The sequence below is a fragment of the Rheinheimera sp. genome, from assembly GCF_030690345.1.
Lineage (GTDB): Bacteria > Pseudomonadota > Gammaproteobacteria > Enterobacterales > Alteromonadaceae > Alishewanella.
Genome location: NZ_JAUYGV010000001.1, coordinates 924,151 through 939,492 on the forward strand (window position 1 = coordinate 924,151; position 15,342 = coordinate 939,492).

Below are 15,342 nucleotides of genomic sequence, written 5' to 3' on the forward strand. Positions count from 1 at the left end.
CCTACAGTTCAATAACATCGCCTTTGGCCGGAATTTTCGCCGCTATGCCAAGCTGTGCCAACTCCTGCTGCAGCACTGCTTGTGCCTCTGGCTCGCCATGCACCAGATAAAACTGAGGCTTACCGCCAATAGCCTGCGCCCAATCCAGCAGCTCGTTTTGGCCGGCATGGGCGGAAAAACCGCCGATGGTGTGCACTTTGGCTTTTACCACTATTTCCTGGCCAAACAGTTTTACCCGCCGCTCGCCGTCTACCAAACGTCTGCCCAAGGTACCATAGGCCTGAAAGCCAACAAAAATAAGGTGGTTAGAGCTTTTCCATAAACTGTGTTTAAAGTGATGCACAATACGGCCACCGTTACACATACCACTGCCGGCAATAATAATAGCTCCGCCGCTAACGCGGTTTATCGCCATCGACTCTTCCACGCTTTCGGTTAAGCGCAGCATCGGCAGTAAATCCTGCAGTTGCATGCCTTGTTTAAAACCAATAGCCGCTAAGTCTTTTTGGTCCAGGCAGTGCAGGTAATCGTTGTAGATATTGGTAATGCTGATAGCCATGGGGCTGTCGAGAAACACCATGCGCTGCTTTAACCGGCCCTGATGATGTAACAGCGCCAGGTAATACAGAATTTCTTGTGAGCGGCCAAGCGCAAAAGCCGGAATAAACACATTACCGCCATCTTTATTGGCTTGCTCCAGTGCTTGTGCCATTTCGTCCAGCGAATTGTCGATATTCTGGTGGTTACGGTTACCGTAGGTGCTTTCCATCAGCACGATGTCGGCCTGGCCAATGTCAGTCGGGTCGTGCATCAGCACGGTAGCAGGGTTGCCTAAATCACCGGAAAACACCAGCTTGCGCATGGCTTTGTCGCCTTTCAACCACAACTGTATGATGGCTGAACCCAGAATATGCCCCGCATCGGCAAACTCCAGCTCCAGCCCGGGCAGCGGCGTTACGCGTTTTTTATAGGCCACTGTGTCACACAACTGCACTACGCGTTCGGCATCAGCGACAGATAACACCGGCTCTTGCAGTTTTTTACCGGCACGCGCCGCTTTTTTGTTTTGCCATTCCAGGTCTTTTAAATACAAATGCACTGAGTCTTTCAGCAGTACCGGCAACAGCTCGGCGGTGCCGGGTGTACAAAGTATTTTGCCAGCAAAACCACGCGCCACCAGCAGCGGCAACAAGCCGCTATGGTCGATATGGGCATGGGATAAAATCACTAAATCGATGTCTTTGGGTTTAAACGCAAAACGAAACTTATGCCATTCCCGAATTTGATCGGCGCCCTGCACCATACCGCAGTCGAGTAAAATCTGTTTATTCTGTAGTTTAATAAGATAGCACGAGCCGGTAACCTGCTGAGCAGCACCGATAAATTCCAAGGTAGCAGAAAGAGGCATTAAACAGTTCCTTTTCAGTGTAAGTGCAGTTGTTATAGCGCAACACGGCCAGTTAAAGATTAGCCTGGATCAAACAAGATGTTAGTTTTGCCGCTTTTGTCTTAAGCTAAGACTACTTAGCGGGTAATAACACACTATGGGGACACAGCATGTCAGGCGACCCACATCAGTTACATGAACGCCATTTGGCGTCGGCACAACAATCTTTGGATGCCATAGCGAAATTACAGGATCACAGCTCATACCGGCTGGCGTTTGCCGACAACGAGTTTTTAATGCAGGACGAGCTGCGCCACGTGCGGCTGCAATTAGAATACTTAAAACCTCAGCTGGTACTGGAGCAGCACAATATTACCGCTACCATAGTGGTGTTTGGCAGCGCCCGGTTTTTATCGCCGGATCAAGCAAAAACCGCAGTAGCCCTGGCAGAAAAGCAGCTGACAGCAGCCGATACAGCACAAAACCAACAGGCACTACTGCGGGCAAAAAAGCAGTTAGATAACAGCAAATACTACACAGCGTCACAGCAGTTTTCAGCGCTGGCAACCCGCTACAGCTGTTGTAACCCCGACTGCGCCATGACCATTATCAGCGGTGGTGGGCCCGGGGTGATGGAAGCGGCCAACCGCGGTGCTATGGACGCCGGCGGTGAAAGCATAGGTTTAAATATCGTACTGCCCAGAGAGCAGCAACCCAACCCTTACATTACGCCGCGGTTTTGTTTTCAGTTTCACTACTTTGCTATTCGTAAAATGCATTTCTTACAACGCGCCCGCGCTTTGGTGGCCTTCCCGGGTGGCTTTGGTACCTTAGATGAGCTGTTTGAAACCCTAACCCTGATTCAAACCAAAAAGGCTGCGCGGGTACCGGTAATTTTGTATGACAAAGCCTTTTGGCAAAAGCTGATTAACTTTGACATGCTGGTAGAAGAAGGCGTGATCAGCGCCTCAGATCTGCAGCTGATTCAATACGCTGATACAGCGGAGCAAGCCTGGCAGCTGATACTGGATTACTATCAGTTGCAGAAATAACCCGCCGCAGTTGGGTTAACTGCGGCTGTCAGCAGCTTTTTGCAGCAGTTGTTTACTCTCTTGTAAAAACTGCCCGGCCAGGTCACCGAAAAACTGCTGGCCCTTACCAAACTGTGCCATTAAACCGGCTTTGTCCTGCGCTTTAAGCAGTTGTAACAATGCGGTAAAGCGCTGCTGATAGCGCTCCAGCAAAGCAGCTACTTCGCCGGATGACAACATAATATCGGCATACAGCTCGGCGTTTTGCGCAAATAAGCGCCCTACCATCGCCAGCTCCAGCCGGTAGATTGGTGAGCTTAGCTGCAACAGCTCATTAAGATCGGCGTTTTCATCGGCTAAATGCACACCATACACCAGGGAGGAAAAGTGCCGCATGGCCTGAATCAGCTGCATGGCGCTATCGTGCTCAGCCGCCTGCTTTACTGCCAATTCGGCGCCCCAGACGTTAAGCTGTTTTAGCAACCACTGGTACTGGCTTTCATCACGGCCATGACACACCACCACTACCTGTTTTACCAGGTTGGTAATATCCGGGCCAAACATCGGATGCAGCCCGACCACCGGGCCCTTATGTTGCTGCAGCATGGCATTAAGCGGCTGTTGCTTAATACTGGTAATGTCTGCCAGTACACAGTTGGCTGCCAACACCGGTAATTTATTAATTAGCTGTACGGTCAGCGTAATGGGTACCGCCAACAACACCAGTACCGCATTGGCACAGATCGCCTCCGCCTGCGGCCAGTCATGCTGCTCCAGTACCACAACCTCGTAGCCGGAGCGCTGGAACAGGCTGACAAAGCGGGCGCCAAGCGCGCCTGCCCCGCCGACCACAACAACCTTACCACCGCCCCTGCGGCAACACACAAAGCCACTCTCCTGGGTTTGGTAAGACTCGCGCATAATACGCCGCAGTACATCTTCGGTAAGATCGGCCGATACGCCAAGTGCCTGCGCTTGTTCACGCCTGGCGGCCAGCAGCGCTTGCTCACGCTCGGGCACATATACCGGCAAGGCAAACTGCTGCTTTATTTTACCCACCTGAGCGGTAACTTTAGCGCGCTGTGCCAGCAGCGCCACCAGTTGGCTGTCGATACTGTCTATTTGCCGGCGCAGCGGCAACAGTGCCTGTGTCGCTTGCGGGTCTGTCATCTTAAGCTGCCACCACTGCCGGTTGCATTTGCTGATGCAGGCTGGCCAGCAGCTGTGCTGTGGTATCCCAGTCGATACAGGCGTCGGTTACCGATACGCCGTATTTTTCGGCTTTGCCGTCAATCAGCTCCTGGCGGCCGGCGTGCAAGTGGCTTTCCAGCATAATGCCGATAATGGCGTCGTTGCCGGCCAGACGCTGCGCCAGTACATTGTGCGCCACTTCGCCCTGACGGTTATGATCTTTATTTGAGTTACCATGGCTGCAATCTACTACTATGCCACGTGGTAATTTCAGCTTATCCAGTTTAGCCAGCGCCTCGCCAATGCTCTGTTCGTCATAGTTCGGTTTAGCGCCACCGCGCAGAATAATATGGCCGTCGGGGTTGCCGGCAGTTTGCACCAAACTGACTTCACCACGCTGATTAATACCAATAAAACTGTGGCCACTTGCGGCAGATTGCAGCGCGTTCAGAGCGATATTTAAATTGCCGTCGGTGCCGTTTTTAAAGCCGACCGGCATCGACAAGCCGCTGGCCATCTCGCGATGGGTTTGCGACTCTACCGTGCGGGCACCAATAGCTGACCAGCTGATCAGATCTGACAAATACTGCGGGCTGATAGGGTCCAACGCTTCGGTAGCAGTAGGCAGCTGCATGTCTACCATCTTCAGCAGCAGCTCGCGGCCCCAGGTTAAACCGGTTTCCAGATCGAACGAGTCGTCCAAATGCGGATCATTAATAAAGCCTTTCCAGCCCACTGTAGTGCGCGGCTTTTCAAAATATACCCGCATCACTATGTACAGGCTGTCGGCATACTGCAATTGCAGTTGCTTTAACTTTTGCGCGTATTCAAGCGCTGCTACAGGGTCATGAATGGAACAAGGGCCGGTAACTACCAGCAGGCGTTTATCGCGGCCGTGTACTATATCGGCAATGGTATTACGCGCCTGTTGCACAAACTGCGCGCCCTGCTCTGACAACGGCAATACTTTTTTTAACACTGCCGGTGGGCTTAACGGCTTTTCTGCCACTATGCGCAGGTCATCTACTATTTTACTCATGCTAAAACTCCGGTGTGCGGTGTTGCAGGTAAGCATAGGTAAAAACGCTGAAGTTGCTAAGGCGCGCCCTTACGTAAACTTTACTATACAACACGTAATCATTTAAATACGATTTGCAAATAGTAAAGATCCGAAAGCGGCACGTCAACCCATTGAAAGCCAATAAAATCAAGATAGCAGCAAATAATTGCACCACAGAAAATACGTACAGTTAAGTGTACAAAAAAGTGCAATCAGCCGGGTTACTGCAGTTGTTGATAAGCCTGTTGCAGTAAAATAAATTGCTGCTGCTCGCCACCGCGATCCGGATGTAGCTGTAATGCTTTAGTGCGATAAGCTTTTTTCAGCTGTTGCGGCGTAAACGCAGCAGGTAGGTCGAGCAAGGCTAGTGCTTCGCTGTGCGCCATAGTACTTACCGGTGCAACCGGTCGTTGCAGCTGTTGCCAGAAAGCATCCAGATGCTGATCAAGTAATTGCTCTGTCATGGCATAAAAGTTCTGCCAGTTCAGATAATAGTCTTGCCGGCCGGCATCGGAGTCTGGTGGCAATGCTTGCGTTAACGGTAGTAACTGTAGTTTGGCCAGGCCAATGGCTAAATAGCCGTGACGCTGTGCCAGCCAGTGCTGCTGAATGCGGTATAACAGGTGGTACAGCACAAAGTGTTGTTGAAAGCGGGCAAGATCGGCGCTTTGCAGCGTATCGCTGCGTAGCTTTAACCCCAGCCGTGATAGCAAGTACTGCTCTTCTATCGGGCTGTGCGCCGGTGTAAACGCCAGGATCAGGCTTTCCAGCTGGCCTTGCAACAAGTTAAGAATGGGGATAGCCAGTGGTGCTTTCGTATCGGTCATAGGGTGCACTATGCCAAAAAGAAAAAAGGCCGACAAGTGTCGGCCTTTTAAGGGTAGCTTAGTTAAGCTTTTCGCGGATACGCGCTGATTTACCTGAACGATCGCGTAAGTAGTAAAGCTTAGCACGGCGAACTGCACCACGACGTTTCACGGTGATGCTGTCTACCATTGGGCTGTGCGTCTGGAATACACGCTCAACACCTTCGCCATTAGAGATTTTACGTACTGTGAATGCAGAGTGCAGACCACGGTTACGTTTGGCGATAACTACGCCTTCAAAAGCCTGCAGACGAGTTTTATCGCCTTCAGTTACTTTTACCTGAACTACGACAGTGTCGCCCGGCGCGAACGCTGGAACGTCTTTCTTTAACTGCTCGTCTTCAAGCATTTTGATGATGTTTTGGCTAACTTTGCTCATAACAATCTCACTTTACCTGGAATTAACTGTCTTCTTGCTGCCCCGTCCGGCACTCTTGCTGATGTTCAGCTTGGAACTCAGCCAGTAACCGTCGTTGCTCCTCAGTCAGAGCCAGGAGATTTAACATATCCGGTCGTCTAAGCCAGGTTCTCCCAAGAGACTGCTTTAAACGCCAGCGTCGTATATTTTCATGGTTACCACTCAGTAAAACTGCTGGTACCTGTTTGTCTGATAACACTTCAGGCCTTGTGTAGTGTGGACAATCCAGCAAACCGGATGCAAAAGAATCCTGCTCTGCTGACTGTTCATGCCCAAGTACACCAGGTACTAAGCGCGACACTGCATCTATCAATGTCATCGCCGGCAATTCACCGCCACTTAACACGTAATCACCAATTGACCATTCTGAGTCAATTTCGCTTTCTATTACGCGCTCATCAATGCCTTCATACCGGCCAGCTACTAACAGCAGCTTAGAATACGTCGCCAGTTCAGTGACACCTTGTTGGTCTAGTTTGCGGCCTTGCGGCGACAAATACACCGTGTGTACACCTTCACCTGCAGCTTGCTTGGCGGCGCGTATAGCGTCACGCAGGGGCTGCACCATCATCAGCATTCCGGGGCCACCACCATAAGGCCGGTCATCTACAGTGCGATGCTTATCCGTTGTGAAATCACGCGGGTTCCAGCATTGCAGTTGTATAATGCCTTGCTTTACAGCACGGCCGGTTACCCCATATTGCGTTATTGCCTGAAACATTTCCGGGAATAAGGATACAACCCCTAGCCACAGTTTAGTGTCATCCGGCATTAAAACGCGGGATCCCAGTCTACGATAATGCGACGTTCGGTTAAATCGACGCTTTTAATCACGCTATCGGTTAAAAACGGCAACAACCTTTCTTTCTGACCAAATGCATCGGTACGGTTGGCTTTAACTACTAAAACGTCGTTAGAGCCGGTTTCCATCATGTCGGTTACTTCACCTAAGTGGTAGCCCGCCTCGTTTATTACTGCTAAGCCCATCAGGTCTTTCCAGTAATAGTCACCGTCTTCTAATGAAGGCAGTGCCTGGCTTGCTACGGCAATTTCAGCATTTACATACTGCTGTGCCAGATCCCGATCATTGACGCCGTCCAGTTTCGCTATCAGGCCATTACTATGGCGCTTCCAGCTGGAAACCTGCACTGGTTGCCAGTTACCCTGAAATTTTATTTGCCAGGGTGTGTAATCAAAAATCCCTTCCGGGAAGTCGGTGTAAGCGTTAACTTTCAGCCAGCCATTGATGCCGTAAACTGCACCAAATTTGCCAAGAACGACTAAATCTTTCTCACTCAAGCTGACTACTCCACACGACCTTTAAGCTAATTAAGCAGTAGCTTTCTTAGCGTTTTTTACCAAAGTTGCCACGCGATCACTCAGTGAAGCACCTTGTGCTACCCAGTGATTAACGCGGTCCAGGTCCAGACGCAGTTTCTCTTCAGTACCGCCGGCGATTGGGTTAAAGAAACCCACGCGCTCAATAAAACGGCCATCACGAGCAAAACGGCTGTCCGCTACCACAACTTGGTAAAATGGACGCTTTTTCGCGCCACCACGTTGTAAACGAATAGTTACCATAAGGCCCTCTAATTTTATCGTTCAGGTTTTATCAAAAATAACAAAGCCCCCGGTTGGACCGAAGGGCTGCAGCATTTTACTGATTTGACGCGCAATTGCAAGGTATTTCGCGGCTTGGCTGCTCAGTGCAATACTGTGCCGCCAGCGGCTTTAGCACCTTTGGCGCGGTTTAAAGCCCAGTTGTACTAACACCTTAGTAGCGGTGTCGACATCGGCTTGCGGTACAAACACCAGATCACGGCTAAAGGTTGACGTTAGCAGTATATCCAGCCCGGCCTGTGTCATCGCCGCAGCAATAGCGCTTAAAAAGCCGACACAGTAAAACGGGTTAGCGCAGTTAATCACAAACAGCCGCCACTGCTCTTTATTACGCGCAATAATATCAACATCGGCCAGGGCTGCTTCGGTAGTTATTACGGTAATTTCTTTGTCGTCATGGCATAGCAGCCGATGCAATTCCGGCGTACCAACGCGGCGGGCAGATACCACACAGAAAGAATCGGCTTCCAGAAAAAAATCGCTGTCTATAATAACCTGCTGCGTACTTTGCGGCATCATCTGTTGCTCCTTAACTGAATGGGCTGACATAACAAAGCGCAGGCCGGAGCCTGCGCTGATAACAAAACGGGTTACTGATGCCGGATATTATTGACCCCGGCTATTACTTAGTCCAGATAGCCCCGAAGCGGTGTGCATTTAAACCATCTGTGCCTGCAACAACATCCACACTGTACCCTTGTGTGCCCAACATATTAAAGTTGTTCTGATACTGCGCTGAAGTTTGCCCGTGGCGTGCCTCCCAGGTTTTTAGCGGGAACTGCGCAAATACCGCACTGTAATTCACATTGCCCAGGTGTACATAAGAACTTAGATAAATCGGCCGCCGACCAGCCGTCTTCTCACTTATTACTTTGTTTTGGTATGCTGCTGCAGTCAGTTGTGAGCTCATAGTCCAGTTACCCACCGGCTGTTTATGATACAGCGTGGTATAACGCCGCTCACCACCGCTGGATACCACAGATACACTCACCGGCCGCATACCCAAGTCTTTGGCCTGTTCCATTACTTGTACATGCTGAGCGTAGCTTAAATTATGCCGCGCCAGCGTTGCCAAGGCTTTTTTCTCAAAAATAACACTGTAGCGCGGTCCACTGCCGGTGATATGGCTATCCACATGGACCGGCACATAACCATCGGCTATCGCCTGGTTAAACACCGTCTGATACGACGCAGAACTGCGGCCATGGTATGAGCGCCAGCCAATGTCAGACGGTTGCCACACCATATTGTAAAACACCTTGCCGGTAACGTTATAACCGTCCAGCCAGCTGATTTTAAAACCAGAGTCTGCCAGATGTTGAAACAAACTTTGATAAGCTTCTGCTTTTACCGCATGGCGGGCATAGTTACTGCTTACGCTGCGCGGCGCCCAAATCAGCTGCGGCCCGGCCGGAATGCTGCTACCGGCAAATCTCACCCAGGGGCCGCCATAAGGCTTGGTATTGTCCGGCACCGTAGCAATACCACGGCTAAAACTGATCGGTTGGCCAACGCCGCTACTGTTTTGCAGATGCACATGTAAATGTGGCCCGGTTGAACTGCCGCTGTTACCAACACGGCCCAAATATTGGCCTTTGCTGATCACCGCCTGCTGCGCCGGTGCCACACCGACATAGTCAACTTCCGGTGTACTGCCTTTTGGCGTAGGGAAATACTGTGCATTGTGCGGGCATAAATTCTGGCCAATGCTGCCGGGCGTCATATGCGCATACAACATACGGCTGCCATCGGCGTGCTCTACCCACAGCATATTGCCACCGCCGGGAATATAGCCATCTTTAAATTTAGTATGCAGCCATGGCTTGGTGGTGCCTGAATCACCCGCCAGCTTGGGCCGCGGATTTTCCGGCGCATTACGCCAGCAGCCCACTACCTTGCCGGCACGCATGGCATAAATCGATTTGTTATAAATGGTATGTTTATTATTAGTTGGCGCGGCATCATAGTCAGCCAGGCTGGTATTGACCAAGGTCCAGCGCGAGTTGTCAAAATCATACCGGCGGCCGCTGAAATCATAACCATACTGCTGCGATGTGGTTACCGCATGATCGCGGGTGTAAATTTTTTCATTGTCGCTGAAGTTATGTCCTTTGAACGGCAGATCGTAAAGTACAGCGTTAACCGGCTGTGCCAGGGTAATAGCGGCTGCGGCCGCGGCTAAAGTGAGTAGTTTCATGCTTGCCTCCTTGTTGCATTTGCTCTGGTGAACAACTCGACAACAAGTTTATGCAAACAACACAAAACAAACTGCTAACAAAGTGCCAATTTAATTCACACCGCAGCATTGCCGTGCATCCAACTCCTGCCGCCACAGCTGTGCTTGCAGATAAGCCAAAGCAAGACCCTGATGGCGGCGTAAGGTACTGAAAGCCATATGACATTCATCAGCCAATGTCAGCTGATCTACGCGGCGGCCAATATAACGCGCATGTAAAATGCGCCCCCACAGCGCCGTCGCACTGTGTTGCTGCATTTGCTCAATCTGCGAACAGATTAACTGCTTCATGCTATCTATACGCACAGCGCTTGCATCCGGAATAGCTTGTAGCAGCGCCAGCTCTGTCAATGCTGCAGTTTGCCATTGCCCTTCTGTGTAGTAATGCTTTAACCAGTGGTTAAGCTGCTGCCGGAAATCGTGTTCAGTCAACCAATGGCTGAGCTTGTGCTGCACGGCAGGCTTTAACATCTGGTTTTTTCTAACCGGATAAATACTGCGCCGCTGCAGGCGTAACCTGGCGGCTAAATTGGCAATGCGCGGCGCCAGCATGGCGGCCAGTCCCTCTAAAAAGCACTGATGCTCAGCGGTAAAAAAGCCGGCCTGCGGGTGCTCTGCGTCAATTACGCCCAACAACTCGCCCTGATAACAAATGGGCACTGCTAACTCGGCCAGCCGCGTTGCATCGTCTGCAATGTAGTTGTCGCAGTCACGGGTATCTGTAATACACAAACTGCTTTGCTGCATGGCAACAGTACCCACAACACCTTGTCCCGGCGCCAACCGCAGTGGTGCTATTACCCCGGTGCCAGGTTGATACTTACTGCCGGCAGCAGCAATTTGACGCAAACTGTGATCCGTCTGGTACAGGTAAATAACGTTGTCCGGCAAGGTTAAACCGCCGGCAGTCAGCTCACAGCTACGTTGGCACAGCCGGGTGATATCCTGCAGCGGGTCAATCTGACGGTTAATTTCCAGCAAATAAGCCAGGGCGTTAGTCATAACAAAACCCTCCATGGTTTTTACACCGCGCTAACTTACCTTAAACGCCGGGCTGCTATTGCCATCTAAAACGGCATTTAGTGTAAGACATTGGCTATAAAATCAACAAAAACCCCGCAACATAAGGCGGGGTTTAGTGTTAATACTGTGATATTAAGCCGGTTAACGCGGTGGCAGCATACCCGGCGGTAGTTTACCGCCCATACCGCGCATCATCTTCATTAAGCCGCCCTTACCCGACATTTGCTTCATCATCTTCTGCATTTGGGTAAACTGTTTCAGCAACTGGTTAATATCCTGCACCTGAGTGCCGGAGCCGGCAGCAATGCGTTTTTTGCGTGAGCCTTTAAGTAAATCCGGAAACTCGCGCTCTTTGGGTGTCATCGAGTTAATAATGGCTTCCATTTTAACAAACTGTTTATCGCCCATCTGATTTGCCGCACCGGCCGGCAGGTTTTTCATGCCCGGCAATTTATCCAGCATCGACATCATGCCGCCCATGCCGCGCATCTGCACCAGTTGCTCACGAAAATCTTCTAATGAAAAGCCTTTGCCTTTCATCATCTTCTGCGCCATCTTCGCCGTTTTTTCTTTGTCGACTTTTTGCTCAAGCTCTTCAATTAAGCTCAGCACATCACCCATTCCCAGAATACGCGAGGCAACGCGGTCGGGGTGAAACGGCTCTAACGCATCGGTTTTTTCACCGGTACCGAGAAACTTAATCGGCTTGCCGGTAATATGGCGGATAGACAGCGCCGCACCACCGCGCGCATCACCGTCGGCTTTAGTCAGAATAACGCCGGTAAGTGGCAGTGCATCATTAAAGGCTTTGGCAGTATTGGCCGCATCCTGGCCCGTCATGGCATCCACCACAAACAGGGTTTCTATCGGTTTTACTGCCGCGTGCAGCGCTTTAATCTCATCCATCATCTCGCTGTCAACGTGCAGACGACCGGCGGTATCGACTAACAGCACATCAAAAATACGGGTGCGGGCATGAGCAATAGCCGCATTGACAATATCGACCGGCTTTTGCGAAATATCACTGGGGAAAAACTCTACACCGATATCGTTGGCCAGGGTTTCCAGCTGTTTAATCGCCGCAGGGCGATAGACGTCAGCCGACACCACTAATACTTTCTTCTTTTTACGCTCGGTTAAAAACTTAGCCAGTTTGCCGACAGAGGTAGTTTTACCCGCACCTTGCAAACCTGCCATTAACACCACAGCCGGTGGCTGGGTATTAAGGGTCAATTCCTCGTTAGCATCGCCCATCGCCTCTTCCAAAGCTTTGCGGACAATTTTGAGGAACTCCTGGCCGGGTGTCAGACTTTTGCTGACCTCTAACCCTACCGAGCGCTGCTTTACATTAGCAACAAAGTCGCGCACCACCGGCAAGGCGACGTCGGCTTCAAGCAGGGCCATACGTACTTCGCGCAGGGTATCTTTAATATTGTCTTCGGTTAAACGACCACGGCCGGTGATGTTTTTCAGGCTGGCACTTAAACGATCGGATAGATTCTCAAACATGGCTTTTTCACTCAGCAGCGATAATGTCGCCGATTATACCAAACTCAAGCGACAGAAGCAGCCGTTAAGAAACTGTTGAATGCAGCTATGGGCATCCGGCAAAAGTTGCAATACAATGGTTAGCCATTAAAACAAAAGGAAATGCTGCTGATGTCTACGGTGCTGTTAACTGCGCTGGCCTTAATTGCTTATCTGGTTGCGACCGGCTCGGTACTGCTGCGCATTTTTCATCCACAGGGGCCGCATTTTAAAACCACCTTCAGCGCCGCCATTGCCGGCCTGGTACTGCATATGCTGGTACTGGTAACCATGCTATTTACTGAGCAGGGACAAAATTTCAGCTTGCTGAATGTCAGCTCTCTGGTGTGTTGGTTAATAACCGTGGCCATAACCCTTACTGCACTGCGCACGCCGACTATTTTATTGCTACCGGTGGTATATGGCTTTGCCAGCCTGGTGCAGCTGGCCGTGTTGACCTTACCGCACAGTGTGCAACTGCAGCACTTTGAGCAAAATATTGTTCTGCTGCTGCATATTATGCTGGCGTTTATCGCTTACACCATTTTAATGATGGCGATGCTGTACTCGTTTCAGGTTAGCTATATCAGCAACAGATTAAAGCAGAAAGACTTTGCCGCCATGACACGGCATATGCCGCCTTTAGTACAGGCCGAAGTGTTACAATTTCGCATCCTGTTGGCCGGCACTATACTGCTGGGGCTGGCCTTGTTGGTTGCTGCGGTTTTTATGGATAACTGGCTGGCGAAAGACAACCTGCATAAAAACGTGTTCAGCCTACTTGGTTTTGCTGTTTTTGCCGTGTTATGTTGGGGCCATGCCCGCAAAGGCTGGCGCGGTAAAACCGCAAACATTTTAACTGTCACCGGTGCGGCCTTGTTAACACTTGGCTATTTTGGCAGCCGCTTTGTACGCGAAGTGCTGCTAAATACACTTTAATTCTTGACTCAACCGGCACTTCGTAATATCAAGTACGGGTGTTTGGCAATACGGGTATTTAACTCTTGGACGACATATCGACGGGTACGCTGTTTATTATTCTTGGCGTGCTCTTATTCATATCTGCCTATTTCTCGGGATCAGAAACAGGCATGATGTCTGTTAACCCTTATCGTTTAAAGCATTTAACAAACGAGAACCATAAGGGTGCCATCAGGGTCAGCGAACTGTTAAAACGGCCTGATCGCTTAATCGGCCTTATTTTAATTGGCAATAACCTGGTGAATATCGCAGCCTCTGCGATCGCTACCATTATTGGTCTGCGTTTATACGGCGATGTCGGTATCGCTATTGCGACGGTAGCGTTAACGATGGTGGTGTTAGTGTTTGCCGAAGTCACACCAAAGACTATCGCGGCTCTGCACCCGGAGCGTATTGCCTTTCCCAGTTCAGCCTTACTTAAAATATTGTTAAAAGTTTTTTATCCGCTGGTGTGGTTGGTCAATTTTATTACTAACGGCATTTTATCCATTTTGGGTATTAGCCCGGAGAAGCATCAGGGTAACAGCTTAAGCGCTGAAGAGCTGCGCACTGTGGTGCATGAAGCCGGCGCGCTTATTCCCGAGCAGCACCAAAGTATGCTGGTGGGGGTGCTGGATTTAGAAAATGCCACGGTGGAAGATATTATGGTGCCGCGCAATGAAATTGTCGGTATTGATATTAACGACGAGTGGAAAGATATTGAGCGCCAGCTGGCGAATATGCAGTACAGCCGTATTTTGCTGTATCGCGACAGCATAGACGAAGCCATTGGCTTTGTGCATCCGCGCGAGCTAATGCGCCTGCTGATCAAAGAGCAACTGACCAAGGCCACGTTAATGCGGGCCGTCAGTGAAATTTACTTTATTCCGGAAGGCACTCAGCTCAATACCCAGTTGCTGAAATTTCAGCGCACTAAAGAGCGCATTGGTTTAGTGGTAGATGAATACGGTGATATTCAGGGCCTGGTAACCCTGGCCGATATTCTGGAAGAAGTGGTAGGTGAATTTACTACTGATGTTGCTGAAGACAGTAACGAAGATATTTTACCGCAACCGGACGGCTCTTACCTGATTGACGGCAGTATTAACCTGCGGGATTTAAACCGCGAAATGCAGCTGGAACTGCCGACAGACGGCCCGAAAACGCTGAACGGTTTAATTCTGGAATATCTGGAAGAGATCCCCCAGGGCAAACTTAGCATCCGCTTATCCGGCTACCCGCTGGAGGTTGTTGACGTGCAGGACAACATGATTAAAACCGTGCGCCTGCTGCCGCATCTGAAAAAGGTTTAAACCAGAGACATAAAAAAACCGGCATTGCCGGTTTTTTTGTTGCAGTGTTATTGTTAGCCGAAAAACAGCCGCCACAGCCAACCACGTTTTAAATCGTCTTCGCAGCCTTTTAACTGACCGGCATACACCTTAGCCCGGTGATCAACTTTGTGCGCTACCTTAACCAACCAGGCTTTATTTTTGTAGCTGCCACGGCGGTAACCGCCCCAGCCCTCATGGTAATTAAGATACTGATTGTAGGCATCCCACTTTGAAACTTTGTTCAGTCGCTGGCTTTTGCTGATATACCAGCCCATAAAGTCCATGGCGTCGTCAAAGTTATCGCGGCTGGCCCAAAACCGGTTGGCTTCTTTTACGTACTCATCCCAGGTTACCGTTTTCGCTTGCGAATAACCATAAGCGCTGCTGGCACGGCCATAGGGGATAAAGCCTAAGAACCAGCGCATCGGTGGCCTGGCATTGTGCTTAAAGCTGCTTTCCTGATACATCATGCTCATTGGCACATGAATAGGCACACCCCACTTGTCGCGGACTTTAGCGGCTGCGTCGTACCAATCGCGGTGTTCATAGAAAATTTCACACAGATTAGAGCTATTCTGCGGCGGCGGTGTACTGCAACTGCTGAGCAACAACGCGGCAGCTGTTGCCATCAGCAGTACTTTAACGGGGATTTGAACTTTCTTCATCCGGCTGATTCTAACAAGCTGCAC

At 50.3% G+C, this 15,342-nt stretch carries 16 protein-coding genes; 3 read left to right on the plus strand and 13 right to left on the minus strand.

Translation table 11 applies throughout. From position 1 onward, the window contains the following. Position 1 precedes the first annotated feature (1 nt). The gene (locus Q8O77_RS04415) at positions 2-1,408 is read right to left on the minus strand and encodes an MBL fold metallo-hydrolase RNA specificity domain-containing protein (protein WP_305551654.1); all 1,407 of its coding nucleotides are present in this window, start codon (positions 1,406-1,408) and stop codon (positions 2-4) included. A gap of 149 nt (positions 1,409-1,557) precedes the next feature. On the opposite strand from Q8O77_RS04415, the gene Q8O77_RS04420 reads away from it, so the two are divergent. After that, positions 1,558-2,439 carry a TIGR00730 family Rossman fold protein gene (locus tag Q8O77_RS04420; protein WP_305551655.1) on the plus strand — a complete coding sequence of 294 codons (882 nt, stop codon included), beginning with the start codon at positions 1,558-1,560 and terminating at the stop codon, positions 2,437-2,439. A 15-nt stretch (positions 2,440-2,454) separates the two neighbouring features. Here the strand turns inward: Q8O77_RS04420 and tyrA are convergent, their stop codons facing one another. The 11 genes from tyrA to ffh all read right to left on the minus strand — a co-directional run bounded on the left by tyrA (position 2,455) and on the right by ffh (position 12,341). Next, positions 2,455-3,588 (minus strand): bifunctional chorismate mutase/prephenate dehydrogenase, encoded by a 1,134-nt coding sequence (gene tyrA / locus Q8O77_RS04425; RefSeq protein ID WP_305551656.1) that lies wholly within the window; start codon positions 3,586-3,588, stop codon positions 2,455-2,457. Position 3,589: 1 nt separating this feature from the next. Continuing rightward, positions 3,590-4,648: a 3-deoxy-7-phosphoheptulonate synthase gene (locus tag Q8O77_RS04430; RefSeq protein WP_305551657.1), complete on the minus strand. Its 1,059-nt coding sequence runs from the start codon at positions 4,646-4,648 to the stop codon at positions 3,590-3,592. A 242-nt stretch (positions 4,649-4,890) separates the two neighbouring features. Further along, positions 4,891-5,496, minus strand: coding sequence for a DNA-J related domain-containing protein (locus Q8O77_RS04435; protein ID WP_305551658.1), 606 nt, complete (start codon positions 5,494-5,496; stop codon positions 4,891-4,893). Between the two features lie 58 nt (positions 5,497-5,554). Then, positions 5,555-5,914 (minus strand): 50S ribosomal protein L19, encoded by a 360-nt coding sequence (rplS, locus tag Q8O77_RS04440; RefSeq protein ID WP_068234280.1) that lies wholly within the window; start codon positions 5,912-5,914, stop codon positions 5,555-5,557. 22 nt (positions 5,915-5,936) lie between these two features. Beyond that, a complete protein-coding gene (trmD, locus tag Q8O77_RS04445) occupies positions 5,937-6,725 on the minus strand; it encodes a tRNA (guanosine(37)-N1)-methyltransferase TrmD (RefSeq protein WP_371133437.1) in 789 nt (262 codons plus the stop codon). Further along, positions 6,725-7,252 (minus strand): ribosome maturation factor RimM, encoded by a 528-nt coding sequence (gene rimM, locus Q8O77_RS04450; RefSeq protein WP_305551659.1) that lies wholly within the window; start codon positions 7,250-7,252, stop codon positions 6,725-6,727. The genes trmD and rimM overlap by 1 nt, the downstream gene beginning before the upstream one ends. 30 nt (positions 7,253-7,282) lie before the next feature. After that, the gene (gene rpsP / locus Q8O77_RS04455; RefSeq protein ID WP_068234274.1) at positions 7,283-7,534 is read right to left on the minus strand and encodes a 30S ribosomal protein S16; all 252 of its coding nucleotides are present in this window, start codon (positions 7,532-7,534) and stop codon (positions 7,283-7,285) included. A gap of 150 nt (positions 7,535-7,684) precedes the next feature. Then, the gene (locus Q8O77_RS04460; RefSeq protein WP_305551660.1) at positions 7,685-8,092 is read right to left on the minus strand and encodes an ACT domain-containing protein; all 408 of its coding nucleotides are present in this window, start codon (positions 8,090-8,092) and stop codon (positions 7,685-7,687) included. 103 nt (positions 8,093-8,195) lie between these two features. Further along, positions 8,196-9,770, minus strand: coding sequence for a hypothetical protein (locus tag Q8O77_RS04465; protein WP_305551661.1), 1,575 nt, complete (start codon positions 9,768-9,770; stop codon positions 8,196-8,198). Between the two features lie 90 nt (positions 9,771-9,860). Next, entirely contained in the window at positions 9,861-10,811 is a 951-nt protein-coding gene (locus tag Q8O77_RS04470; protein WP_305551662.1) for a GAF domain-containing protein, read from the minus strand. A gap of 162 nt (positions 10,812-10,973) precedes the next feature. Then, complete coding sequence (gene ffh / locus Q8O77_RS04475) at positions 10,974-12,341, minus strand: signal recognition particle protein (protein ID WP_305551663.1); 1,368 nt, start codon at positions 12,339-12,341, stop codon at positions 10,974-10,976. A 150-nt stretch (positions 12,342-12,491) separates the two neighbouring features. On the opposite strand from ffh, the gene Q8O77_RS04480 reads away from it, so the two are divergent. Continuing rightward, a complete protein-coding gene (locus Q8O77_RS04480; RefSeq protein WP_305551664.1) occupies positions 12,492-13,298 on the plus strand; it encodes an inner membrane protein YpjD in 807 nt (268 codons plus the stop codon). Between the two features lie 65 nt (positions 13,299-13,363). Then, a complete protein-coding gene (locus tag Q8O77_RS04485; protein WP_305551665.1) occupies positions 13,364-14,632 on the plus strand; it encodes an HlyC/CorC family transporter in 1,269 nt (422 codons plus the stop codon). 53 nt (positions 14,633-14,685) lie between these two features. Here Q8O77_RS04485 and Q8O77_RS04490 read toward each other — a convergent pair whose 3' ends face one another. Next, positions 14,686-15,318: a hypothetical protein gene (locus tag Q8O77_RS04490; RefSeq protein WP_305551666.1), complete on the minus strand. Its 633-nt coding sequence runs from the start codon at positions 15,316-15,318 to the stop codon at positions 14,686-14,688. Between the last annotated feature and the right edge of the window lie 24 nt (positions 15,319-15,342).